The organism is Nonomuraea sp. NPDC050451 (assembly GCF_044458585.1).
The window spans coordinates 1,166,020-1,187,771 of the sequence record NZ_JBITHZ010000001.1 but is presented as its reverse complement, the minus strand read 5'-3'; the positions used below and the strand labels follow the sequence as shown (position 1 = coordinate 1,187,771).

Genomic DNA, 21,752 nt, shown 5'->3' with positions numbered 1-21,752 from the left:
CGGAGGCTGCCGCGGGTGCTCGGCACCTTGCCAAGCAGCCACTCACGAGAGATACGTGGAAGAGATCCGTATGCCCATGGAGGGAACGTGTCGGTGATTCCAGGACCACCCGTACGAGGTGACGGCGGGCTGCATGACATCGCTACCGCGGGCGGCCTGCACGCCTACCAACTGCGACTGCACGCCGAATACGGGCCGGTCGTACGCTTCGAGCTGCCCGGCACGGACTCAGCGATCTCCATCGCGGACCCGGTGCTGCTCGAGGCCACCGCCGGGGTCAACAAACGGCCGGAGGAGCTGTTCGAGTTCCTGGCCCCGCTGTGCGAGGCCGGCAACCTGCAGACCCTGCCCGCGGACGAGCACACGCCGTGGCGCCGGGCGGTCCTGTCCGTACTGGCCGGCCGCCGCTCCCACGAGGCCCACTTCCCCGGCTTGACCGCGCTTGCCGGCGGGCTGGCGGACCGGTGGGCGGCACAGGCCGGCGAGGGACCGGTCGAGTTGCAAAAAGACCTGAGCGCGCTGTCGCTCCGGATGATCTGCCAGTACGCCCTCGGCAACGGCGTCCACGACCCGGACGAGGTCGTGACGGCCTTCGAGATCGTGCTCACGGAGTACCTGGGCCGCCAGTACCAACCGGCCGACCCGGGAACCGAGGAGCAGAGACGGAAGCGTGCCCAGGAGGCCCTGGCCTACCTGCGCGCAACCGTGAACGACGTGCTCGCTTCGGCCCAGCAGGACGGCAACGCCCTGGCCGCGGCGTTGGTAGCGGCGGGGATGAGCCCGGCCCGCGTGCGGGACACCGTATTGATGATCATGCTTGCCGCCCATCACACGACCGGCGTGGCGGTCTCGTGGACCCTCTACCTGCTCTCTCGGCACCCCGCCGAGGCTGAGCGGGTCACGGCGGAGATCGACGAGGTCCTGTCCGATCGTGTCGCACCTGAGTACGCCGACCTCAAACGGCTGCCCCGTCTTCAGATGGCGCTCAAGGAATCGATGCGCCTGTATCCGCCGGGTCCGTACGGGGCTCGCGAGACCACCGAAGATCTCGTTTTAGCCGGCTACGAGATCCCCGCCGGGACGACCATCTTCTATCCGTTCTGGGCCGTCCACATGAACCCGCGGCACTGGCCCGATCCCGAGACGTTCGACCCTGGCCGTTTCACCCCCGACCAGGTCGCCGGCCGGCCTCGTTACGCCTACATCCCGTTCGGCCTCGGGCCGCGCAGCTGCGAAGGCGCGAGCCTGGCCATGGTGGAGGCCGAACTGGTGCTGGCGATCCTCCTGAGAAGATTCCGCTTCCAGCCGGCCTCCGGACACGACGTCGTCCCCGTCGAACGGTTCGTGCTGTGGGCCGCGGACGGGATCCGCATGAACCTGACGCCACGACCGGCGACCCGGTGACGAACACCCACGAACTCCGGACGGTCCACCCCGACGCCCGCGCCGGGGTCACGGCCGCCCGGCACGGCGGACACGGCACTGGCACGGTGTATGCCATGGCGGATCACCTCGCTGAAGGCCCGGCCCCGAGCGCTCTCCCGCATGGCCTCCCCCGCCTCAGGGCTGGTGCGACCGTGAGTGCCCTGCCTGACGTTCCGTCGCCTTTGCGCTCCGACGCCAGAAGAACAGGGCGCTGATCGATCTCCAAAAACCGCTTCAGCGAACCTGCAGGCCGGTCACGGCGCGGCCGATGATCAACCGCTGGATCTCCGACGTCCCTTCGAAGATGGTGTAAATCTTGGCGTCCCGGTGGAAGCGCTCCACCGGGTGCTCTCTGGTGTATCCGGCGCCGCCCAGGATCTGGATCGCCTGTTCCGTCACCCACACCGCCGTCTCCCCCGCCACCAGCTTCGACATCGAGCCCTCCGCCTGCGAGAACTGCCTGCCGTTGCGGGCCATCCAGGCGGCCCGCCAGGTCAGCAGGCGGGCCATGTCCACCCGGGTCGCCATCTCGGCGAGGAGGAAGGCGATCGCCTGGTTCTCGCCGATCTTGCGGCCGAACTGCTCGCGCTCGCGGGCGTAGTCCCTGGCGTACTCGAAGGCCGCGCGCGCGATGCCGACGGCCATGGCGGCGACCGACGGGCGGGTGGTCTCGAACGTGCGCATCGCCGCTTGCTCCCCCGCCCGCTCCCCGTTGCGTACGCGGGACAGCCGGGCGTCCAGCTTCTCCTTGCCGCCGAGCAGGCAGGAGCCCGGTACGCGGACGCCGTCCAGGATCACCTCGGCCGTGTGGGAGGCGCGGATCCCGTGCTTGCGGAACTTCTGGCCCATGGACAGCCCGGGAGTGCCGGGCGGGATGACGAACGATGCCTGGCCCCGGGTGCCGAGTGAGGGGTCGACCGAGGCGACGACCACGTGGACGTTCGCGATGCCGCCGTTCGTGGCCCAGGTCTTGACGCCGTCCAGCACCCAGTCGCCGCCGTCGTGGACGGCGCGGGTGCGGATGGCGCCGACGTCGGAGCCGGCGTCGGGCTCGGAGGCGCAGAAGGCGCCCAGCTTGACGTCGTTCTCCGTGCCGAACATCTGCGGCAGCCACTCCCCCATCTGGTCGGGGGTGCCGTTCGCGGCGAGGGCGGCGGCGGCCAGGCCGGTGCCGACGATGGCCAGGCCGATGCCCGCGTCGCCCCAGAAGATCTCCTCGAACGCCACGGGCAGCGCGAGCCCGCTCTCCTCGAACCACTGGGTGGCGAAGAAGTCGAGGGAGTAGAGGCCTATCTTGGCGGCCTCCTGGATGACCGGCCAGGGGGTTTCCTCGCGTTCATCCCATTCGGCGCCCGCCGGGCGGATCACGTCGCGGGCGAACGCGTGCACCCAGTCGCGTACCTCGACCACGTCGTCGCTGGGCTCCGGGCAGAAGCCGGTCATGTGCGCACTCTCCTCGACCCGATGTTACCAGTGGTAACAGGACACCTTACCGGTCAGTAGCTACACGATGGAATACCCCGGAGAGCAGTGCGGCGAGGGCCGCCAGCGCCATGCCGATCGCGAGGCCGTACAGGAGCGGGGTGAATCCTCCGAACGCGGCGGCCAGCTGCGGGCCGACGCTGCCGCCGACCGCGAGCGCGAAGGAGAACAGCGACAGCGCCGTCCCCCGCGCCGGTCCGGCGCCGGCGGAGATCGCCTCGTTCAGGCTGGGCAGGCCGCCGGTGATGGCGGCGACGTAGACGGCCAGCAGCAGCACCAGCACGGCCGTACCGGTGAGGCCGACGGCGGCGAGGGCGAGGGCTCCGGCCGCCAGGAACGCCGCCGCCCTGATCGTCGCGTGGATCCGGGCCAGCCAGGGCATGAGCAGCGGCACCAGCACGATCGACGGGAGCCCGGCCGCGCGGAGTGCGAGAAGTTCGGAGGACGAGGCCACGCCGTAGATCTGCAGACCGGTGTAAACGGCCACGAATCCCGCCATCAGCATGACCGTGGCCACGTACCGGAGGCCGAGGACGCGGTGGAACAGCAGGCCCGGCACCGCCCGGTAGACCGACAGGGCCGAGCCGCCGCCCTCGCGCGGCAGGTCGGGCAGCGCGACGGCCCGCACGCCCAGGAACGCCAGCACGAACCCGGCCGCCGACAGCAGGAACAGCCCACGCCAGCCGATCACGTCCACCAGCAACTGGGCGGCGACCTGGAGCAGCACGGCCGAGGCGAGGAACGCGCCGGTGATCGCCGCGATCGCGCCCACGCGGCGGCGCGGTTCGACCCGTTCGGCCAGGTACGCCAGGGCCGCGGGCGGGAACATCGCCACCGCCAGCCCCTGCACCGCCCGCAACGCCATCGCCACCTCGGGGTTCGGGCTCAACGCCACCGCCGCCGAGGTGAGCGCGGCCAGGGGCAGTCCGATCATCAGCAGCCTGCGACGCCCGTACCGGTCGGACAGCGGGCCGAAGATCAGGAAACCGGCCCCGTACCCGATGCCGAACGCGGTCACCAGCCAGGTCAGCCCGCCGGCCGAGGCGCCCCAGCCGGTGGCCATGTCGTGCAGGAGCGGGATCACGATGTACAGCTGGCCGCTGACCAGCACGGCGGTGAGGGTGAAGGCCGCCAGCGTGCGCCCGAACGGCAGGCGCGCCGGCGAGGTCGCCGCGAGGTGGTGCGGCGCGAGGGAAAAGGTGGTCGTCATGTGTCGGGACGGTAGCCAACCAACTAGTTGGATGTCAACTACTCAGTTGGATTGCAACCAACTGGTTGGTGGCTATCATGGGCGGCATGGCACCCAAGGTCTCGACCGCCGCCACGCGCGCCGCCCTGCTGGAGGCCGCGCGGGAGGAGTTCGCCGCGTACGGCGTGGCGGGCGCCCGCGTGGATCGCATCGCCGAGCGCGCCGGCGTCAACAAAGAGCGCATCTACGGGCACTTCGGCAGCAAGGAGAAGCTGTTCGACGAGGTCATCAAGGAGGCGCTCGACGACCTGACGACGCAGATCGCCCTCCCTGGCGCCGATCCCGCCGACTACGTGGCCCGGCTGACGGACTACTACCACTCACATCCCGAGCTGGTGCGGCTGCTGATGTGGGAGGCGCTCAACTACCGGGACCAGGAGGGCCTGCCGGCCGGGCAGGAGGTACGGGTGGAGCGCTGCCGCCGCAAGACGGCCTCGCTGGCGGAGGGCCTGGGCGTGGAGCCGTCGCCGGAGGTGGCCCGGATGGTGTTCATGATGACCGGGCTGGCGCTGTTCCCCTCGATGATGCGCCAGCTCGGGCGCATCATCCTGGGCGACGCGGCGGACGACCACGAGGCCATGCGCGACCAGGTCGCCGCCTTCGTCGCGTCCGGCTTCAAGGAGCCACGGTGATCATGGGCGGGCGTTCGCCGATCCCGATGTCGCGCAGCAGGATGTCGTGCCCGTCCACCCCCCTCCGGAACTGTGCCAGCCGGACGGACGGTTCGTGGCTGGTCTCGATCTTGCCCTGACGCAGCAGACGTGACCAGGCGGCCAGCATGATCTGGGACGCCATCCTCCCGAGCGCCTCGGTCGACTGCGGGGCGTGCTCGCGCGAGCCCAGGTCCACCTGGGCGAACGCGTCCAGCCCGGCCAGGTCGAGCAGGTCGATCAGCAGCCCCAGCTCCACGCCGTAACCGGTCAGGAACGGCACGCGTTCCAGGGCCGAGCGGCGGCCGGCGTACTCCCCGGCCAGGGGCTGGACGAAACCGGCCAGTTGCGGCCAGTGGAGGTTGATGAGCGGGCGGGCAACCAGCTCCGTGACGCGGCCGCCGCCGTTGGCGGTGCCGTGCAAGGGGCGGTCATAGCAACCCTTCGTGTAGACCACGCTGGGGTCCGCGAGCAGCGGCCCGAGCAGGCCGAATACCAGAGAAGCACGAAATTTCCGGATGTCGGCGTCCACGAACACCAGCACATCCCCCGAGGTCACGGCGAGGGACTTCCACAGTGCCTCGCCCTTGCCGTCCATCGGCTTGAGCCGCGGCAGGATCTCGTCCTGGGCGTGCACGCAGGCCCCCGCGCGGCGCGCCACCAGCGCCGTGTCGTCGGAGGAACGCGAGTCGATCACCACGATCTCGTCGACGAGCCCGTCCAGCTCGCGCCTGATCACCCCGACGATCTGGCCGACGGTCTCCCGCTCGTCGCGGGCGGGAAGCACCACACTCACCGTGGTCTTCCCCTTGGCGGCCTTCAGATCCCGAAGCGGCCAGTCCGCGGCGGACGAAGTACGGTGCCGCAACCATCCTCGCACTTCAGGCAGCATGCGACCCCTCCCCCCGTATCCCCACATTTCAGATTATGCGGTGGCGGCGTGACGCTCCAGGAACGTGTACACGTCCGCCTCGTCCACCCCGGGGAACGACCCCGGCGGCAGCGCGGCCAGAACGTGGGAGTTGGCGCGGGCGGACGGCCAGGCGTAGCCCTCCCAGCGCTCGGACAGCTCAGCGGGCGGGCGGCGGCAGCAGTCGCCGTTGGGGCAGTTGGACTTGGTGCGGTTGGTGGTCTCCCGGCCCCTGAACCAGCGCGACTCCTTGTACGGCACCCCCAGCGTGATGGCGAAGTCCCGCTCCCGCGACGGATCCACGTGCGCCACGCAGAAGTAGGTCCCGGTGGGCGAGTCGGAGTACTGGTAGTACACCGAGAACCGGTCGGGCGAGGCGAACACCTGCCGCCCCGACCACTGCAGGCACATCCGCTGCCCCTCGATGGCCCCCTGCTCGTCGGCCGGGAAGACGATGCCGTCGTTCTCGTACGCCTTGTAGATGGTGCCCCCGGCGTCGTTGCGCACGAAGTGGCAGACGAGACCCAGGTGGTGGGTGGCGAGGTTGGTGAAGCGGTGGGCGGCCATCTCGTACGACACCGCGAACACGTCCCGCAGGTCCTCCACCGACAGCGCCCGGTCGGCCTTGGCCTCCTGGAGGTAGAGCGCGGCGGCCTTCTCGGGGACGAGGACGGCGGCGGCGAAGTAGTTCGCCTCGGTGCGCTGGCGCAGGAAGTCGGCGAAGTCGCGGGGCTTGTCGTGGCCGAGCGCGAGGTGGCCGAGCGTCTGGAGCAGGATCGTGCGCGGGGTGTGCATGCCGAGCTGCTCGTGCTTGACGTAGATGCGGCGGTTGCGCAGGTCGGTGATGGAACGTACGGACCGCGGCAGGTCCTGCGCGGTGTGCACGGTGTAGCCGAAGTGCGTGACCAGGCTCTGGATCATGCTCTGCGACAGCGCGCCCGTACGGTAGCCGACCGCGGCCAGCGCCTTGGCGGCGGCCTCCTCGATCTCCCCGAAGTAGTTGCCGACCTCGCGCTGCCTGCGCCGCAGCTCGGCGTTGGCGGCCCTGGCCTCCTCCGGGGTGGCGGTGCCGCGGGCCTGCCGGGCGCGCAGCTCGCCGTACAGGCCGAGGAGATGTTCGAGTACGTCGTTCGGGACGCGGGCGGAGACCTTCAGCCGGGGCAGCCCGAGCCCGGCGTAGATGGGGTCGCGCTGCGCCTCCTCCAGCGCGATCTCCAGCTGGGCACGGCGGTTGGGCGGCTGGCGGCGCAGCAGCTCCTCGATGGGCACGCCCAGCGCGGAGGCCAGCCCCTTGAGCAGCGAGAGCTTGGGCTCGCGCTTGCCGTTCTCCAGCAGCGACAGCTGGCTGGGCGCTCTGCCGACGCGCGAACCCAGGTCGGAGAGGGTGAGGCCACGTTGTTTGCGCAGGTGCCGGAGTCGCTGGCCAAACGCGATCAGGTCAAGCTCCTGCGTCAAAGACAGCGGTTCTTCGCCTAGCAAGGGCACCATGTCGGCATCTTAGACAGAAATTCGGCCCATTTTCTAGTCTCCCGAACAGGTCGGGACCCGAGTGCCGTGTCGCTCGGATTGGTCTAGGCCAACGGGAAAACTATCGATTTCTTCACTGCTGAATACCCGCCAGTAATGCATGGTTTGGAAATTTTCGCTGTTCTTCTCTCGGCTCATGACTATGGGCGGCCCCTCCCAGGGCACACACTCGGCTGTGAGCCCCAGGGGACGACAAGGGAGTGAACAATGATCGATCGCCTCAAGGGAGCTGCTGAGCAGCTGCAGGACGAATGGGACAACAACCCTCGCTGGGAGGGCGTCGAGCGCACCTACAGCGCCGAAGACGTGATCAGATTGCGCGGCAGTGTCCAGGAGGAGCACACGCTGGCCCGGCTCGGCGCCGGCCGGCTGTGGGACCTGCTGAACACCGAGGACTACGTCAACGCCCTCGGCGCGCTGACCGGCAACCAGGCCGTCCAGCAGGTGAAGGCGGGACTGAAGGCGATCTACCTGTCCGGCTGGCAGGTCGCCGCGGACGCGAACCTGGGCGCGCAGACGTACCCGGACCAGAGCCTGTACCCGGCCAACTCCGTGCCCGCCGTCGTGCGCCGCATCAACAACGCGCTGCTGCGCGCCGACCAGATCACCTGGTCGGAGGGCGACACCGACGCCCCGCACTGGCTCGCGCCGATCGTGGCGGACGCCGAGGCCGGGTTCGGCGGGGTGCTGAACGCGTTCGAGCTGATGAAGGGCATGATCGCGGCCGGCGCCGCGGGGGTGCACTGGGAGGACCAGCTCGCCTCCGAGAAGAAGTGCGGCCACCTGGGCGGCAAGGTGCTCATCCCGACCGGCCAGCACATCAAGACCCTGACCGCCGCCCGCCTCGCCGCGGACGTCGCCGGAGTCCCCTCGCTGATCATCGCGCGGACCGACGCACAGGCCGCGACGCTCCTGACCAGCGACGTGGACCCGCGCGACCAGGCGTTCACCACCGGCGAGCGCACGCCGGAGGGCTTCTACCGGGTCAGGAACGGGCTGGGGGCGTGCATCGCCCGCGGGCTGGCGTACGCGCCGTACTCGGACCTGCTCTGGATGGAGACCAGCACGCCCGACCTGGACGTGGCCCGCGAGTTCGCCGAGGCCATCAAGGCGGCGTACCCGGACAAGATGCTCGCCTACAACTGCTCACCGTCGTTCAACTGGAAGAAGCACCTGGACGACTCCACCATCGCCAAGTTCCAGCGGGAGCTGGGACACATGGGGTACAAGTTCCAGTTCATCACGCTCGCCGGGTTCCACTCGCTGAACTACGGCATGTTCGACCTGGCCCAGGGGTACGCCGCGGACGGCATGACGGCGTACGTGGAGCTGCAGGAGGCCGAGTTCGCCGCCGAGTCGCGCGGCTACACCGCGACGCGGCACCAGCGCGAGGTCGGCACCGGCTACTTCGACCTGGTCAGCACGGCCGTGGCACCTGACTCCTCGACGACCGCGCTCCGGGGGTCGACGGAAGAGGAGCAGTTCGCCCACTGATCTCGCCGGACCGCCCTCCGGGCATGCGGCGGTTCCCCGGCGAAACGGGCCGCGCCAGTCTCCCCCAGCACTGGCGCGGCCCACCTTGTTTGTGAGCTCGCGCCGGTGTGGACACCATACTTACCGGTCGGTATCTTCTCCAGCATGACGCTGGAACGCCGGACCTGGCGCACTCTGGAGCCGTTGCACGGCATGATCTACTTCTCTCCCGAGGCGAGCGCCGCCTACGAGAAGCTCGGGCTGAGCGGCCGGATGGGCTACTTCGCCTCCCGAGCCGCCGCTCTCGGTCCGGTGCCCGCCGAAACGGTGATCGCGACCTTCTACAACTTCAACCCTGATCTGGTACGGCAGGCGATCCCGGCCGCCTGGCAGATCGCCTCGCCGGCCGACATCCTGGCCGCCCGGCTCGAATCGGCCGACGCCACGCTGCGCCGCGTGCTGGGCGATGCCGTGGACGCCCCGGAGATGTCGCAGGCGGCAGCGCTGGCCCGGCGGGCGGCGGAGGCCGTCGCGGGCGAGCTGAGCGGGCGGCCCCTGTATGCCGCGCACACGGCACTGCCCTGGCCCGAGGCTCCCCACCTGGCGCTCTGGCACGCCCAGACCCTGCTGCGCGAGTATCGCGGCGACGGCCATCTCGCCGCCCTCCTGGCCGCCGGCCTGAGCGGCATCGAAGCGCTGGTCACCCACGCGGCCACCGGCGCCGTCACGTCCGAGGTGCTCAGAAGTACGCGAGGGTGGTCCAAGGCCGACTGGGCCGCCGCCGTACAGAGGCTGGAGGAGCGTGGCTGGCTCTCCGAGGGATCTCTCACCGAGGAAGGGCGCACATGGCGGGAGGAGATCGAAGAGGCGACCGACCGGATGGGGATGGCACCGTACACCGCGCTTGGCGCCGCGGGCTGCGAGGAGCTGCGCTCTCTCGCCCGGCCGTGGAGCAAGCTCGTGGTCGCCGAGCTGATGCCCTGGGCCGCAGGTCCTTAGCCTCACTCCTGCCCGGTGGGCTGCGCGGCCCGGCGGCGCGTCAGCACGCGAGTGGTGCTGCCGTCATCCTCGGCCATGTCCCGGACGTGCTCGAAGCCGATCCTGTTCAGCACGGCCAGCGAGGCTCTGTTGGACGCCGCCACGGTGGCGTACACCTCCGTGAGCCCCAAGGTGTCGAAACCGTAGGTGACGATCGCCTCGGCCAACTCTCTCCCCAGCCCCGATCCCCACACATCAGGGGTCAGCGCGTAGATGATCTCGTAGCCTTGGGCCACGTCGGTCGGCTTGATCTCAGCGTGTCCGATCAGGAGACCGTTCCGGCGAACGGCCCAGACGTCGAACAGATCCTGAGCATAGACCTTGGTGAAGATCCGTCCGAACAGGGCACGGTCCTCCGCCTCGGTAGCCGGGCCGTCGCCCATCCACTGCGAAACCGTCCGGTCCTGAAACAGGGCGACGAAGTCTTCCTGGTCTTCGGGAACGTACGGCTCCAGCAGCAGGCGCTCGGTGCGCAGAGTCGGGGTCATAGGCGGCGAAGTTAGCCGCACGCGGCTCTTCCGGCAAATCATTTTCATCCACTGAGCAACCCGCGACCGGCTCCGGCTCGGGGACGGCGATTTGTCTAGTGCGTCTATTGACGAGCAATTTGCGGGCAAATTGGAGCAACCAAATATTTCTTCTACCGGCATCCATGCGCTGAAATGCAGCTAAACCAGCAATTCTCACGCCAGAAAGGCGGCGCAATGGATGTACTCGCTCAGGTCTCCGGCAACGTCACCGCCATTGGCTACGGCCTTGCTGCCATAGGCCCCGGAATCGGGGTCGGCATCATCTTCGGTCAAGGCGTTCAGGCCATCGCCCGCCAGCCCGAGGCGTACGGGTTGATCCGCCAGAACATGCTCCTCGGCTTCGTGCTCACCGAGGCGTTGGCCCTGCTCGGTCTGGTCGCGCCGTTCATCTTCCAGTTCGTCAAGTAATAACCGCGTTTGCGGAACCATGTTTGACTTGGCGAATGGTCAGCGCCGATACCCGCAGCTGCTTGAGCTGGACTACGCACGAATGGCGCGGACGGCCGCGCGGTGTCGATCGTCGTGGAAGCGGATCGCCGGCTCGTCCGCCCGGCCGCCGCGGGCGTCGAGGTCTCCAGGGACGGTTCCACGGGAGAGGCGTCGATCTCGGGCGCGTCCCCGGACGTGCTGTTGTGGTTGTGGGGGCGGGGGTCGCGGAGCCGGAACGGCCAGGACGGAACTGGCCGTTCCGGTGTCGCGTAGCGCTGATCAGTTCAGGCCGCTGCCCTGGATGCCGGCGGCCGCGGCCGATGCCGCCGCGACCACGGTGAACATCGCAACGGTCAGGGTGAGCACGAACCGGCGCCAACGTGTCATCGCACGCCTCCTGTCATCGACTGTCATCGACTGGCAATCACCGTATATTCGCCGCACGCACGCCGCCGGATCACAAACCCTGGCTCATCAGGCGACCTTCCGGAAGAGCACGGTGGCGCGGTAGCGGCCTTCCGCCTCCGCGTCAGGCTCCGCTTCGGCGCTGATGACGTCCAGCTCGGTGCCGAGACCGAAGAAGCTGAGCGCCCGGGCCACGGCCTTCTCCCTGATCTCGTCCGGCGTCGCTTCGCTCACCGTGACGCGCAGCGTGAGCGGGAACGCTTTCGTACTCATGATGATCTTCTTTCACAGAAGAGTTGACCCACCTCTGAGCGTAGCCCGCCGTACGCGTCGCCCCCGGCTCCGGCGGGGGCGTGCAACAGTTTTCGCACCTTGTTCCTCTCGGAGGTGAAGGAACGACGAAGGGCGAGGACTGTTGGAAGGTGATCCCCGTTTCGCGGAGTTCGTCGCCGAACGTGGCGACGCGCTGCTGCGCTACGGCTATGTGCTGGCCGGCAATCCGCACGACGCGGCCGACCTGGTCCAGGAGGCGCTGCTGAAGCTGCGCGGGGCCTGGTCCCGGCTGCGGCTGAAGGAGAACCCGGAGAGTTACGCGCGCACCACCATGGCCAGGCTGCACATCGCCTCCTGGCGGTTGCGCAGGCGTGAGCTGCTCGCCTGGGACCTGCCGGAAGGCGAGCACCACGACCTGCTGCCCAGCGGCGACGAGCGCAGGATGTGGCAGGCGCTGGCCGGGCTGCCGCGCAAGCAGCGCGCGGTGCTGGTGCTGCGCTACTACGAGCAACTCGACGACGCCGAGATCGCCACCGTGCTCGGGATCTCCCGCGGCACGGTACGCAGCCAGGCCGCCCGCGCGCTGGACAAGCTGCGCGCGGCCCTCCCGAGTGAGCCGATGACCAGGGGGAACGTACGATGACCGAGGTTGAGGAGACCCTGCGCAGGACGCTCGGCCAGGCCGCCGAGCAGGCACCGGGTCTGCCCGCCCTGCTGCCCCAGCGGCTGGAGCGGATCCACCGGCGCAGGAGGCAGCGCGCCAGGATCGCGCTGGCCGCCGCGGCGGTCGTGCTGGTCGGGAGCGGGGCCACGGCTTTCCTGCGCGGCGGCGACACCATCACGGCCGTACCCGCCGCGGGGCCGGACGTCGAGGCGCCGGCCGAGCAGGTGGAGAAGGTCTGGCCGGAGGCGGTGCGGAAGGTCTCGGCGAAGGCCCCCGACGGGGCGCCGTGGCGGCCGGAGACGTTCATCGACGACCGTACGCTGCTCATGGGGGCCCAGGGAGGCAGATCCGGAACGACGGATGCCGTCTACGCCTACGACCTCGACTCCGGCACGCCGCGGAAGATCGCCGACGTTCCGGCTCCCGAGGGCACGGTGGGGTCCAACGGCTTCGCCGTGGGCGGCGGCCAGGTGGTCTGGTGGACCGGGAGGAAGGACTCCGTCGCGCAACTCTGGACGGTGCCGGTGGACGGCGGCACCCCGAAGATCGTCGCCGACCAGCGCCTCGACCCGGCCGACGACGGCAGCGGAATCGACGAGCTGGCCGTGGTCAACGACAAGATCGTTTTTTCCCTGTACACCGGCGGGGTCTTCACCGTTCCCCTCGGGGGCGGCACGGTGGAGCCGGTCCAGGGCGGCGCCGGGATGCATCTGCTGGCCTGGCCGTGGATCGGCACGCCGGGGAGAGGAGGCGAGCCCCACGGCATGCCGTACGCCCGGATCCAGAACGTGGAGACCGGCGAGACCCGGACGGCCGTCACCAAGCCGGGCGAGGAACTGCGTCTCTGCGGCGTGACCATCTGCCTGGGCAGGACCGCGGACGGCACGACCTTCTTCCGGCATCGGGACGGCTCGTCGCAGAAGGACGTGCCCGGTTCCGTGAACTCGGCGTACCAGCCGGTCCAGGACCGCTTCTACGTCTCGGTGTACGGCAGCGCGGGGAAGCCGACGGAGGGCGTGGGGCTTTACGACCTGGACACCGGCAAGTCGGGCGACCTGCGCATCCCCGGCGAGGGCAACTCCATCATGCTGCCGTCCATGGAATCGACCGGCAGGATGTTCAGCTACACCCTCGGGGACGACCTCTACCTGATCGATCTGTCTAAGATCCGGTAGCCGTCGGCGTCTCCGAAACGGACACGGACGGGTCCGGCGACTCGCCGGGCCCGTCCTGCGGGATCGTGCTGATCGACTGCGACGGCTGCGGGCAGTCCCTCCTGACCGCGCTGCCGCGCCTGCGCACCGGGCTCGCGCAGTCGGCGGGGTCCTCGCCGCCCGGTCCGCTGCTGTTGGCCGGTCCGAACGTGTCCTTCCGGCCGGGCGACGGGCTGCGCACCGTCAGCGGGGCCTTGGTACGGGTGTGCGGGACGGACGTCGTGGGCGTGCTCGCCGGCGTGAGCGGGGCGGCGGCCTTCGTCGGCGGGAGCGTGACGACGGGCGTGGTCGAGGGGCGGACGGTCGAGTCCGCGCTGCCGTGAGAGCGCACGACGGACGGATTGCCCGGCAGCAGCGAGCCGCCTCCGACGCTCGTGCCGTCGCCGCCCGCCGCGATCACCGTGAGGGCCGCGATGGACACCGTGGCCAGGGCGGCGAAGCTGGCGTGCGACAGATGCGCCCCGGCCTTGGCCCTGCGCCTACGCGTACGGGAACGCTCCACAGCCTCCTCCGGCGTCCCGGACTCGCCGGTCGGAGAGGCAAGACGTACCCGCCCGCCGCCGGGCGGATAGGGCACGGGCGTCCAGATCTCCTCCAGCACCCCGCCCACCGCCTGCCGCAGATCCCACGGCTCGCCGACGCCACCGGCGGCCAGCAGCGCCCGGAGCAGGTCGGCGGACCTGGGGCGGTCGGCGGGATCCTTGGCCAGCGCCGCCTCGACGGCGGGCCGCAGCATGGCGGGCACGCCAGCGACGCGCGGCGGGTCGAACAGGATGCTCCGGGTCAGCACATCCGCCTCCCCGCCCCCGAACGGGTGGTGCCCCGTGGCCGCGAACGCCACCACGCACCCCCACGCGAACACGTCCGACGCGGGCACCGCCGGGCCACCCGTCAGCCGCTCCGGAGCCACCCATCCGGGGCTGCCCATGACCTGGCCGGCCTGCGTGTGCGCGGCCAGCGTGTCGACGTCGCGCGCGATGCCGAAGTCGATGACGCGCGGGCCCCGCGTGGACAGCAGCACGTTGCCGGGCTTGAGGTCCCGGTGCACCAGCCCCGCCTCGTGCACCGCCACCAGCGCGGCGGCCACGCCGAGCGCCGCGCCGTACGCGAGATCGGGTGTGAGCGGCCCCTTGGCCGCGACGACCTGGGAGAGCGCCGGACCCGGGATGTATTCGGTGACCAGGTAGGGGCGGTCCTTGTCGGTGCCGTCCTCCAGAACCGCCGCCGTGCAGAACGGCACCAATCTTCGCGAGAAAGTCACTTCCTCAGCGAAGCGCGCGCGTAACGTGGCATCGTTGAGATGCACCGCATGCGGCGTCTTGAGTGCGACCAGGCCACCCTGAGGGTGTTCGGCCAGATACACCACTCCCATCCCGCCCGTGCCGAGGCGGCCGAGGAGCAGGTATCGGCCGATGATGACCGGGTCGCCCACCGTAAGCGGCCGCACGCCAGGAGGCATGTCGCCAGCACCACGCGCCATACGGGTTTCGCCTCTCTGATCCGGGACTCGGCAAAGCACACTGTGGCCGGATCCGCGGAGGCTTTCCGCATGTCTGTCATAAGGGGTATTGGAGGTTAGGTCTTCGTTCCCCTGGGGTCAGTAAGTGCTGGGGTTCAGCGGTCTGAAGTGGTGTTTCGGCTCTGAGTGCCCCAGGAGCCTAGGAGGCGATCGAGGACTCTTCCTCGGCCTCGACCTGACGGTTCCAGTCGCGCTTCATCGCGCGCCACGCCTCGTCGTCGGCCCCCGAGCGCCAGTATCCGGAGATGGACAGCCGGTCCAGCCCGATGCCGCGTTCGACGCGCAGGTGACGGCGGAGCTCCTTGACGAAGCCGGCCTCGCCGTGCACGAACGCGTGCACGTCCCCCTCGGGGAACTCCAGCGTCCGCACCGCCGCCACGAGCTTCTCGCCCACGGGACGGCCGCCGCGGTAGAGCCATGCGATCCGGGCGTCGGCGGCCGTCTCGAGCTTCTGCTCGTCCTCGGGCGTGTCCACCTCGACCAGCACGTGCGCCTGCGCGCCCTCCGGCAGGCCCTCCAGCGAGGCCGCGATGGCCGGCAGCGCGCTCTCGTCGCCGATCAGGAGGTGCCAGTCGGCCTCGGGGTCGGGCGCGTAGCCGCCGCCGGGGCCGAGCATGAGCACGACATCCCCGGGACTGGCCTGGGCGGCCCACGGGCCGGCGAGCCCCTCGTCGCCGTGCACCACGAAGTCGAGGGTCAGCTCGCGACTGTCGGGGTCCCAGGCGCGTACGGTGTAGGTCCGCAGCCGCGGCCAGAGCTCGCGCGGCATCGTCTCGCGGCAGGTCTTCACGCTGAACGGGGTGGGGTATTCGACGCCTTCGTAGGGGAAGACCAGCTTGACGTAGTGGTCCGTCAGACCGGCGGTCGCGAAGTCGGCCAGCCCGTCGCCCCCGACCACGACGCGGACCATCTGCCGCGAGATCCACTCGGTCCGCAGGACGACGCCACGATGGTGATCCGTGGGCTTCTCAGTCATGCACAGCCCCCTGACTTCAGGTTAGGTATACCTAACCTTACACGTTCTCCAAGCTGTCAGCGTACGCCGCGAACCTTAAAAAAGGCAGTGCCGAAAACTCAGGCCGCCGCGATGTCGCCTCTGGACGCCCGGCGGGCGGCCACCGCTCGCAGGAAGTACGCCATGTGCCGGAAGGCCAGCCGCGCCTCGGGCAGCACGTCCGCCAGGATCGGGAAGACGTGCGGCATCCGGTTCCATTCTTCGTACCGTACCGGCACCCCGGCCTGCCGCGCCCGCTCGGCCACCCGCCTGGCCTCGTCCCGCAGGACCTCGGTCGAGCCGGTCACGATCATGAGCGGCGGCAGCCCCGTGAAGTCCCCGAGCACCGGGGAGACCAGCGGATCGCTCGGGTCGAGGCCCGAGGTCCACCGGCGGGCCAGCCAGCGCACCCGGCCGGCCGGGAGCATGGGGTCCTGCCAGCGGTTCGCGTGCCGCGGGATGTCGGTCAGGTCGGCCCACGGCGACAGGCAGATCGCCGCGCCGGGCATCGGCAGCTTGCGGTCCCGCAGCGCCAGCAGCGTCGCCAGTGTGAGGTGGCCACCCGCGGAGTCCCCCGCCAGGATGACGTCCTCGGGCGCGTGGCCGCGCCCCAGCAGGCAGTCGTACGCGTCCAGCGCGTCGGTCAGCGAGTCCGCCAGCTTGTGCACGGGCCCCTGCCGGTAGTCGAGCGCCAGCACGGGCCGCCGGGCCGCCACCGACAGCCGCCAGGTGATGGACCGATGCGTACGCGGCGAGCACGAGAAGTAGCCGCCGCCGTGGAAGTAGAGCACCACCTTGCCCTCGTCGAGCCCCGGCCTGCCGTGTACCCACTCGCCCCCGCACGCCGAGAACTCCGCGGGCTCGATCGTGACGTGTTCGGGCTGGGGGACGCGTACGAGACGGCCGAGCTCCCCGAGCCGGGCCGCGCAGACCAGAGCCAGCGGATGGCGCATCAGCACGGTGGACGCCGGCTTCAGGGTGCCCCACATCAGACTGGTCAGGGCGCGGGCTTGCCAGCTCAAGGGATAGTCGGGAACCACGTCCCGGTCGATCTGCATATCGGCCCTCCGATGAATCTCCTTCCCCGGATGAAGATCCTCCTACCGGCCAGTAAGTATCTCATCTCTTACCTGGATATTTCGGTGCTGTGACACGCTGTCCTCTATGGCCGGATACTCGGGCACACCGCTGCCGCGCAAGCTCGGCGTCAAGCCAGGGCACCGGGTGCTGGCCATCGATGCCCCCGACGGACTCGACCTGGGCGAGCCCGCCGCCGAGGTGCATCGGGCCCCGGCCGCCGGGCCGTACGACGTCATACTGGTCTTCTGCCCCGACTCGGCCGCCCTTCACGAGGCGTTCCCGTCCGCCCTGGCCCTGCTGGCGAAGAGCGGCGGCCTGTGGGTCTGCTGGCCGAAACGCGCCAGCAAGGTGCCCACGGACCTCTCGGAGAACCCCATCCGCGACTACGGCCTGTCCATGGGGCTGGTGGACAACAAGGTCGCCGCGATCGACGACAAGTGGTCGGGCCTGCGCTTCGTCTACCGCCTCACCGACCGCTGAACGATTAATTGCGTTGCGGCGCCCATAGGCCGCAACGCATAATTCCATGCTTCTCATCGGCAGACCCGTGCGCGGGTCCGTACACGGTTGGTCACCGTGTCCTCACCCTCCGGAGGTGCAAAACCATACCCCTATATGCCCGGCTTGTCCGGTACGGCTTCCGCAAGCACGCCACCTACGTCTGGGGCGCGATCGCCGGCGCTTTCACCAACAGCGTCTTCGGCATCCTTCGCGCCTACATCCTCATCGCACTCTGGCAGGCCCGCCCCGGGCTGGCCGGCTACGACGTGACCGACGCCGTCACGTTCTGCTTCATCACCCAGGCGTTCATCGGCCCGATGCAGCTGTTCGGGGGCGGGCTCGGCATCCCCGAGCGCATCCGCAGCGGTGACATCGCGCTCGACCTGGTCCGGCCCGCCCCGCTCCAGCTCTGGACGCTGGCCGAGGACCTGGGCAGGGCCGCGTACCTGTTCCTGGTCCGCGGCATCCCGCCCATGCTGGTCGGCGCGGTGGTGTTCGGCATCAGGGTCCCCGCCGGGCCGGGGCAGTGGCTGGCGTTCCTGGCCGGCTTCGCCGTCGCGGTGCTGGTCAGCTTCGGCTGGCGCTACCTGGTGGCGCTGTCGGTCTGCTGGCTCCTCGACGACCGCGGCGTCGCGGTGGTCTCGATGCTCCTGACGACGTTCTTCTCCGGGATGCTGGTGCCGCTGCACCTGTTCCCCGGCTGGTTCGGCGACCTGGCGACGGCGCTGCCCTGGGCGGCCATGGTCCAGCTCCCGACCGACCTCTATCTGGGCAAGGCCCCGGTCCTGGAGACGCTCGCGTTCCAGGCGCTCTGGGCGGCGATCCTGCTCGGGCTGGGCGCGCTCGCCACCATGGCGATCCGCCACAAGGTGGTGATCCAGGGTGGTTAGGACCTACTTCCTGCTGCTGTGGACCTGGACCCGGGCCGCGGCGGCGTACCCGGTGTCGTTCGCGCTGATGACCCTGTTCGGCGTCCTCACCTCCGCGGTGGACGTCGCCGTGCTCCTGATCGTCTTCGCCAACACCACCACGCTCGCGGGATTCTCCCGCGACGAGGTCCTCTTCCTGTACGGCGCCGCCGGCGTGTCGTTCGCCGTCTGCGACACGTTCGTCAGCAACATCGACCGGATCAGCCAGCACATCAAGGCGGGCACCCTCGACACGTTCCTGATCAGGCCGCTCAGCCCGTGGATCCAGCTCGCCACCGACCGGTTCGTGCCCGCCCGGGTGGGCCGGATCCTCCAGGCTGCCATCGTGCTCGGCTACGGCATCGCCGCGCTCGACCTCGACTGGCGGCGCGCCTGGATGATCCCCGTCATGCTGGTCAGCGGGATCGTCATCTTCGCGGCCGTCTGGACGCTCGGCGGCGCGGTCCAGTTCGTGCTGACCGACGCCCCCGAGGTGTCCAACGCCTTCACCTACGGCAGCGGCCAGCTCAACCAGTACCCGCTCAGCATCTACGGCCGCGACCTGGTCAGGGGCGTGACCTACGTGCTCCCGCTGGCCTTCGTCAACTGGCAGCCCGGCCTGTACGTGCTGGGCAGGGCCGACCCGTTCGGCACGCCGGAGTTCCTGCGGTTCGCCGCGCCGGTCGCCGCGCTGGTCCTCGCCCTGCTGGCCGGGCTGGCCTGGCGGCAGGGCATCAGGCACTACCGATCCACGGGGAGTTGAGGATGATCGAACTTGACCGGGCCGGACGCTCGTTCAAGATCAAGAGGAATGTCGTCCACGCCGTGAGCGACCTGTCGTTCACCGTGTCGGCGGGAGAGTTCGTCGGCTACCTCGGACCCAACGGGGCCGGCAAGTCCACCACGATCAAGATGCTCTGCGGCATCCTCACGCCGACGTCCGGCCGGGTCCGGGTGGCCGGGCTCGACCCGTCGCGCCGGCGCACGTCGCTGGCGCGGCGGATCGGGGTGGTTTTCGGTCAGCGGACGACACTGTGGTGGGACCTGCCGCTCGCCGACAGCTTCGAGCTGATCCGCCACCTGTACAAGGTCGACCGGGCCACGTTCAGGTCGCGGCTCGACGAGCTGACCGAGACGCTCGACCTGGGCGAGTTCACGCGCACGCCGGTGCGCCAGCTCAGCCTGGGCCAGCGCATGCGGGGCGACCTCGCGGCGGCGCTGCTGCACGCGCCCGACGTGCTGGTGCTCGACGAGCCGACGATCGGGCTGGACGTGGTCAGCAAGGCCGGCATCAGAGAGTTCCTGAAGCGGCTCAACGCCGAGCGCGGCACGACCGTGCTGCTGACCACGCATGACCTCGGTGACATCGAGCGCCTGTGCCGCCGGGTCATGGTGATCGACCACGGGCGACTGGCGTTCGACGGCACGCTCGACGACCTGATGGCCACGTCTCCCGGCCAGTCGAGCATCGAGGACGTCGTGACCCGCCTCTACACGGGGACGGCCCAGTAGGGACGGCTCAGTAGTAGCTGCCCTCCGGCGTGGCCTCGTAGTCCTCGTCGACGTCGTCGTAGTGGCGCGACCAGCGCGACGGCATCAGCACGGGGATGAACAGCGCCACGCCGAGCAGGGCGAACACGCCCGACGTGAGCAGGGTCTTGGCGCCGAGACCGGCGTCCAGGATGATCTGGTTGACCGACGGGGCGTTCGGGATGAGGGAGATCGCCCTGTTCACGTCGAGTGCGTACACGACCGTCCAGGCCAGCAGGACCAACGACGGCACGAACGTCGCCATGGGCGAGATCCGGCCCGCCACCACCAGCCCGACGACCAGCCCGACGGCGGCCATCGCGCCCAGCGCGATCCACATCTTCTGGTTGTCCGGTGGCGTCGCCGCGGCGTTGCCGACGGCCTGCTGAACGGCCCAGCCGCCGCCCGCCAGCACGGCTGCCGTCACCACCAGCCCGATGAGGAAACCACCAAAGTGCCGCAACGTTCTCACCTCAATGTCAACGCGGTCGGCACGACCCTAGCCCTAAATGCCCGTTTTGAACCAGCCAATGTGCACCTTCGGACTTCGGGTCTCATGACTCACTGCCCCGTGAGAGCATGGGGCACACTCATGCGTGCGCACCTTCCCCTCAGACTCGCGCGGACGGCCGCCTTCGCCGCCGTCTGCGTGGCTCTAGCCGCCTTCGCCCACGTGCTGGGCGGCGGTTCGGCGCCCGCGCCGTGGGTCGCCGGCCTGGGGCTCGCGGGCGTGTCCGCGCTGGGGCTGGCGCTGTGCGGCAGGGAGCGCTCCGCGGCGACGATCAACGTGGTGCTGGTGGGCGCGCAGCTGGCGCTGCACGAGCTGTTCGCGGGCGACGGCGCCGCCTACTTCTCCGTGCGCGGGCTGTTCGAGCTGGGGGCCGCGGCGCACGGCCACGGCCAGGGCGGCCTGGCGGTCAACACCGGGATGCTGCTCACGCACGTGACGGCCACGCTGATCACGGGCCTGTGGCTGGCGCGCGGCGAGGTCGCGCTCTGGTCGCTGCTGCGCCTCGTCGGCCGCCGTCTCATGCTGCTCCCCGCGGTCACCGTGCCGCCGTTCGCGCGGCCTGCCGCGCCGATCGTCCGGTCGAGGGTCGTCCCGCTCCAGCCGGAGTTCCGGCTCTGCGTGGCCAGGCGTGGTCCTCCACTTCCCGCCTGACCGTCTGACACCCCTGTTCATCCCCATTCACCAAGTGGAGTTCCCGCATGTCCCTCGTACGCCGTGCGGCGACCGTGATCGCCGCCGCCACCGCCCTCACCGTCGGCCTCGCCCTTCCGGCCCTGGCCCACGTCACCATCCAGCCGGGCACCGCCGAGCAGGGCGGCTTCACCAAGGTCGCGTTCCGGGTGCCGAACGAGCGCGACAACGCCTCGACCACCAAGATCGAGGTCTCCTTCCCCGCCGACCACCCGCTGGCGTTCGTGTCGGTCAAGCCCCTGCCGGGCTGGGACGTCAAGGTCACGCAGGGCAAGCTGCCCAAGCCGGTCAAGACCGAGTACGGCGACCTCGAAGAGGCCGTGACCAAGGTCGTGTGGTCCGGCGGCAAGATCAACCCGGGCGAGTTCCAGGAGTTCGAGGTGTCCATGGGGCAGCTGCCCAAGGACACGGACTCGCTGGTGTTCCCGACGAAGCAGACGTACTCGGGGGGTGAGGTCGTGGACTGGTCGGACGCGCCCAAGACGGACGGGACCGAGGCGGAGCACCCCGCCCCGGTGCTCAAGCTGGTCCCCGCGAGCGGGGGCGACGGGCACGGCACGGCCTCGGCGTCGGCCTCGGCCGCTCCGGCCGCCGCCGCTCCCTCGGTGACGCCGGTGGCGGCGGCCACGTCGGCCTCCGACGGCACCGCCCGCCTGCTCGGCGGCGCCGGCCTCGTGGTCGGCGTCATCGGCGTCGTGATCGGCGCGCTCGGCCTGCGCCGCCGTCCCGCCGCCTGACGTTCACGACGTC

The 21,752-nt window shown here is 70.0% G+C and carries 23 protein-coding genes; 13 read left to right on the top strand and 10 right to left on the bottom strand.

Annotation, left to right across the window (positions count from 1 at the left end; translation table 11 throughout):
• Positions 1–87 precede the first annotated feature (87 nt).
• Positions 88–1,404 (top strand): cytochrome P450, encoded by a 1,317-nt coding sequence (locus tag ACIBI9_RS05475; RefSeq protein ID WP_397220697.1) that lies wholly within the window; start codon positions 88–90, stop codon positions 1,402–1,404.
• Between the two features lie 255 nt (positions 1,405–1,659).
• Here ACIBI9_RS05475 and ACIBI9_RS05470 read toward each other — a convergent pair whose 3' ends face one another.
• Complete coding sequence (locus ACIBI9_RS05470) at positions 1,660–2,868, bottom strand: acyl-CoA dehydrogenase family protein (protein ID WP_364848546.1); 1,209 nt, start codon at positions 2,866–2,868, stop codon at positions 1,660–1,662.
• Positions 2,869–2,914: 46 nt separating this feature from the next.
• Positions 2,915–4,117 carry an MFS transporter gene (locus tag ACIBI9_RS05465; RefSeq protein WP_397220696.1) on the bottom strand — a complete coding sequence of 401 codons (1,203 nt, stop codon included), beginning with the start codon at positions 4,115–4,117 and terminating at the stop codon, positions 2,915–2,917.
• 86 nt (positions 4,118–4,203) lie between these two features.
• Between ACIBI9_RS05465 and ACIBI9_RS05460 the strand changes: the two genes are divergently transcribed.
• Entirely contained in the window at positions 4,204–4,788 is a 585-nt protein-coding gene (locus ACIBI9_RS05460; RefSeq protein ID WP_397220695.1) for a TetR/AcrR family transcriptional regulator, read from the top strand.
• Here ACIBI9_RS05460 and ACIBI9_RS05455 read toward each other — a convergent pair.
• Positions 4,772–5,698 carry a glucosyl-3-phosphoglycerate synthase gene (locus ACIBI9_RS05455; RefSeq protein ID WP_397220694.1) on the bottom strand — a complete coding sequence of 309 codons (927 nt, stop codon included), beginning with the start codon at positions 5,696–5,698 and terminating at the stop codon, positions 4,772–4,774. The two genes, ACIBI9_RS05460 and ACIBI9_RS05455, sit on opposite strands and share 17 nt — an antisense overlap.
• Positions 5,699–5,731: 33 nt before the next feature.
• On the bottom strand, positions 5,732–7,204 hold the full coding sequence (locus ACIBI9_RS05450) for a helix-turn-helix domain-containing protein (RefSeq protein WP_397220693.1): 1,473 nt from the start codon (positions 7,202–7,204) through the stop codon (positions 5,732–5,734).
• Between the two features lie 246 nt (positions 7,205–7,450).
• Here ACIBI9_RS05450 and aceA point away from each other — a divergent pair, with 246 nt between their 5' ends.
• Together aceA and ACIBI9_RS05440 are read left to right on the top strand one after the other, a co-directional pair.
• A complete protein-coding gene (gene aceA / locus ACIBI9_RS05445) occupies positions 7,451–8,737 on the top strand; it encodes an isocitrate lyase (RefSeq protein WP_397220692.1) in 1,287 nt (428 codons plus the stop codon).
• 144 nt (positions 8,738–8,881) lie between these two features.
• On the top strand, positions 8,882–9,715 hold the full coding sequence (locus ACIBI9_RS05440; RefSeq protein ID WP_397220691.1) for a hypothetical protein: 834 nt from the start codon (positions 8,882–8,884) through the stop codon (positions 9,713–9,715).
• 2 nt (positions 9,716–9,717) lie between these two features.
• Here the strand turns inward: ACIBI9_RS05440 and ACIBI9_RS05435 are convergent, their stop codons facing one another.
• On the bottom strand, positions 9,718–10,242 hold the full coding sequence (locus ACIBI9_RS05435) for a GNAT family N-acetyltransferase (protein WP_397220690.1): 525 nt from the start codon (positions 10,240–10,242) through the stop codon (positions 9,718–9,720).
• A gap of 216 nt (positions 10,243–10,458) precedes the next feature.
• On the opposite strand from ACIBI9_RS05435, the gene atpE reads away from it, so the two are divergent.
• A complete protein-coding gene (gene atpE / locus ACIBI9_RS05430) occupies positions 10,459–10,692 on the top strand; it encodes an ATP synthase F0 subunit C (protein WP_397220840.1) in 234 nt (77 codons plus the stop codon).
• 495 nt (positions 10,693–11,187) lie between these two features.
• Here atpE and ACIBI9_RS05425 read toward each other — a convergent pair whose 3' ends face one another.
• Positions 11,188–11,391 carry a hypothetical protein gene (locus tag ACIBI9_RS05425; protein WP_397220689.1) on the bottom strand — a complete coding sequence of 68 codons (204 nt, stop codon included), beginning with the start codon at positions 11,389–11,391 and terminating at the stop codon, positions 11,188–11,190.
• A 142-nt stretch (positions 11,392–11,533) separates the two neighbouring features.
• Here ACIBI9_RS05425 and ACIBI9_RS05420 point away from each other — a divergent pair, with 142 nt between their 5' ends.
• Both ACIBI9_RS05420 and ACIBI9_RS05415 read left to right on the top strand, forming a co-directional pair.
• Positions 11,534–12,034 (top strand): SigE family RNA polymerase sigma factor, encoded by a 501-nt coding sequence (locus tag ACIBI9_RS05420; protein ID WP_397220688.1) that lies wholly within the window; start codon positions 11,534–11,536, stop codon positions 12,032–12,034.
• The gene (locus ACIBI9_RS05415; RefSeq protein ID WP_397220687.1) at positions 12,031–13,230 is read left to right on the top strand and encodes a TolB family protein; all 1,200 of its coding nucleotides are present in this window, start codon (positions 12,031–12,033) and stop codon (positions 13,228–13,230) included. The genes ACIBI9_RS05420 and ACIBI9_RS05415 overlap by 4 nt, the downstream gene beginning before the upstream one ends.
• Here ACIBI9_RS05415 and ACIBI9_RS05410 read toward each other — a convergent pair.
• The 3 genes from ACIBI9_RS05410 to ACIBI9_RS05400 all read right to left on the bottom strand — a co-directional run bounded on the left by ACIBI9_RS05410 (position 13,217) and on the right by ACIBI9_RS05400 (position 16,840).
• The gene (locus tag ACIBI9_RS05410) at positions 13,217–14,716 is read right to left on the bottom strand and encodes a protein kinase (RefSeq protein ID WP_397220686.1); all 1,500 of its coding nucleotides are present in this window, start codon (positions 14,714–14,716) and stop codon (positions 13,217–13,219) included. The two genes, ACIBI9_RS05415 and ACIBI9_RS05410, sit on opposite strands and share 14 nt — an antisense overlap.
• A 211-nt stretch (positions 14,717–14,927) precedes the next feature.
• The gene (locus ACIBI9_RS05405) at positions 14,928–15,764 is read right to left on the bottom strand and encodes a siderophore-interacting protein (protein ID WP_397220685.1); all 837 of its coding nucleotides are present in this window, start codon (positions 15,762–15,764) and stop codon (positions 14,928–14,930) included.
• Between the two features lie 98 nt (positions 15,765–15,862).
• Complete coding sequence (locus ACIBI9_RS05400) at positions 15,863–16,840, bottom strand: alpha/beta hydrolase (protein WP_397220684.1); 978 nt, start codon at positions 16,838–16,840, stop codon at positions 15,863–15,865.
• A gap of 106 nt (positions 16,841–16,946) precedes the next feature.
• Here ACIBI9_RS05400 and ACIBI9_RS05395 point away from each other — a divergent pair, with 106 nt between their 5' ends.
• The 4 genes from ACIBI9_RS05395 to ACIBI9_RS05380 all read left to right on the top strand — a co-directional run bounded on the left by ACIBI9_RS05395 (position 16,947) and on the right by ACIBI9_RS05380 (position 19,783).
• A complete protein-coding gene (locus tag ACIBI9_RS05395; protein ID WP_397220683.1) occupies positions 16,947–17,342 on the top strand; it encodes a hypothetical protein in 396 nt (131 codons plus the stop codon).
• Between the two features lie 125 nt (positions 17,343–17,467).
• Positions 17,468–18,253 (top strand): ABC transporter permease, encoded by a 786-nt coding sequence (locus ACIBI9_RS05390; protein ID WP_397220839.1) that lies wholly within the window; start codon positions 17,468–17,470, stop codon positions 18,251–18,253.
• Positions 18,246–19,034: an ABC transporter permease gene (locus ACIBI9_RS05385; RefSeq protein WP_397220682.1), complete on the top strand. Its 789-nt coding sequence runs from the start codon at positions 18,246–18,248 to the stop codon at positions 19,032–19,034. Before ACIBI9_RS05390 ends, ACIBI9_RS05385 begins: the two co-directional genes overlap by 8 nt.
• Positions 19,035–19,036: 2 nt before the next feature.
• On the top strand, positions 19,037–19,783 hold the full coding sequence (locus ACIBI9_RS05380) for an ATP-binding cassette domain-containing protein (protein ID WP_397220681.1): 747 nt from the start codon (positions 19,037–19,039) through the stop codon (positions 19,781–19,783).
• A 7-nt stretch (positions 19,784–19,790) separates the two neighbouring features.
• On the opposite strand, the gene ACIBI9_RS05375 is transcribed toward ACIBI9_RS05380, so the two are convergent.
• Positions 19,791–20,273 (bottom strand): hypothetical protein, encoded by a 483-nt coding sequence (locus ACIBI9_RS05375; RefSeq protein ID WP_397220680.1) that lies wholly within the window; start codon positions 20,271–20,273, stop codon positions 19,791–19,793.
• Positions 20,274–20,393: 120 nt separating this feature from the next.
• On the opposite strand from ACIBI9_RS05375, the gene ACIBI9_RS05370 reads away from it, so the two are divergent.
• The gene (locus tag ACIBI9_RS05370; RefSeq protein ID WP_397220679.1) at positions 20,394–20,963 is read left to right on the top strand and encodes an MFS transporter; all 570 of its coding nucleotides are present in this window, start codon (positions 20,394–20,396) and stop codon (positions 20,961–20,963) included.
• A 47-nt stretch (positions 20,964–21,010) separates the two neighbouring features.
• Positions 21,011–21,739, top strand: a complete 729-nt coding sequence (locus tag ACIBI9_RS05365; RefSeq protein ID WP_397220678.1) for a YcnI family protein — start codon at positions 21,011–21,013, stop codon at positions 21,737–21,739.
• The last annotated feature ends 13 nt before the right edge of the window (positions 21,740–21,752 follow it).

Coding starts and splice junctions, on each gene's coding strand:
- ACIBI9_RS05470 (WP_364848546.1), bottom strand. CDS start 2,868: ATGACCGGCTTCTGCCCGGAGCCCAGCGACGACGTGGTCGAGGTACGC.
- ACIBI9_RS05465 (WP_397220696.1), bottom strand. CDS start 4,117: ATGACGACCACCTTTTCCCTCGCGCCGCACCACCTCGCGGCGACCTCG.
- ACIBI9_RS05460 (WP_397220695.1), top strand. CDS start 4,204: ATGGCACCCAAGGTCTCGACCGCCGCCACGCGCGCCGCCCTGCTGGAG.
- ACIBI9_RS05455 (WP_397220694.1), bottom strand. CDS start 5,698: ATGCTGCCTGAAGTGCGAGGATGGTTGCGGCACCGTACTTCGTCCGCC.
- ACIBI9_RS05450 (WP_397220693.1), bottom strand. CDS start 7,204: ATGGTGCCCTTGCTAGGCGAAGAACCGCTGTCTTTGACGCAGGAGCTT.
- aceA (WP_397220692.1), top strand. CDS start 7,451: ATGATCGATCGCCTCAAGGGAGCTGCTGAGCAGCTGCAGGACGAATGG.
- ACIBI9_RS05440 (WP_397220691.1), top strand. CDS start 8,882: ATGACGCTGGAACGCCGGACCTGGCGCACTCTGGAGCCGTTGCACGGC.
- ACIBI9_RS05435 (WP_397220690.1), bottom strand. CDS start 10,242: ATGACCCCGACTCTGCGCACCGAGCGCCTGCTGCTGGAGCCGTACGTT.
- atpE (WP_397220840.1), top strand. CDS start 10,459: ATGGATGTACTCGCTCAGGTCTCCGGCAACGTCACCGCCATTGGCTAC.
- ACIBI9_RS05425 (WP_397220689.1), bottom strand. CDS start 11,391: ATGAGTACGAAAGCGTTCCCGCTCACGCTGCGCGTCACGGTGAGCGAA.
- ACIBI9_RS05415 (WP_397220687.1), top strand. CDS start 12,031: ATGACCGAGGTTGAGGAGACCCTGCGCAGGACGCTCGGCCAGGCCGCC.
- ACIBI9_RS05405 (WP_397220685.1), bottom strand. CDS start 15,764: ATGACTGAGAAGCCCACGGATCACCATCGTGGCGTCGTCCTGCGGACC.
- ACIBI9_RS05400 (WP_397220684.1), bottom strand. CDS start 16,840: ATGCAGATCGACCGGGACGTGGTTCCCGACTATCCCTTGAGCTGGCAA.
- ACIBI9_RS05395 (WP_397220683.1), top strand. CDS start 16,947: ATGGCCGGATACTCGGGCACACCGCTGCCGCGCAAGCTCGGCGTCAAG.
- ACIBI9_RS05380 (WP_397220681.1), top strand. CDS start 19,037: ATGATCGAACTTGACCGGGCCGGACGCTCGTTCAAGATCAAGAGGAAT.
- ACIBI9_RS05370 (WP_397220679.1), top strand. CDS start 20,394: ATGCGTGCGCACCTTCCCCTCAGACTCGCGCGGACGGCCGCCTTCGCC.
- ACIBI9_RS05365 (WP_397220678.1), top strand. CDS start 21,011: ATGTCCCTCGTACGCCGTGCGGCGACCGTGATCGCCGCCGCCACCGCC.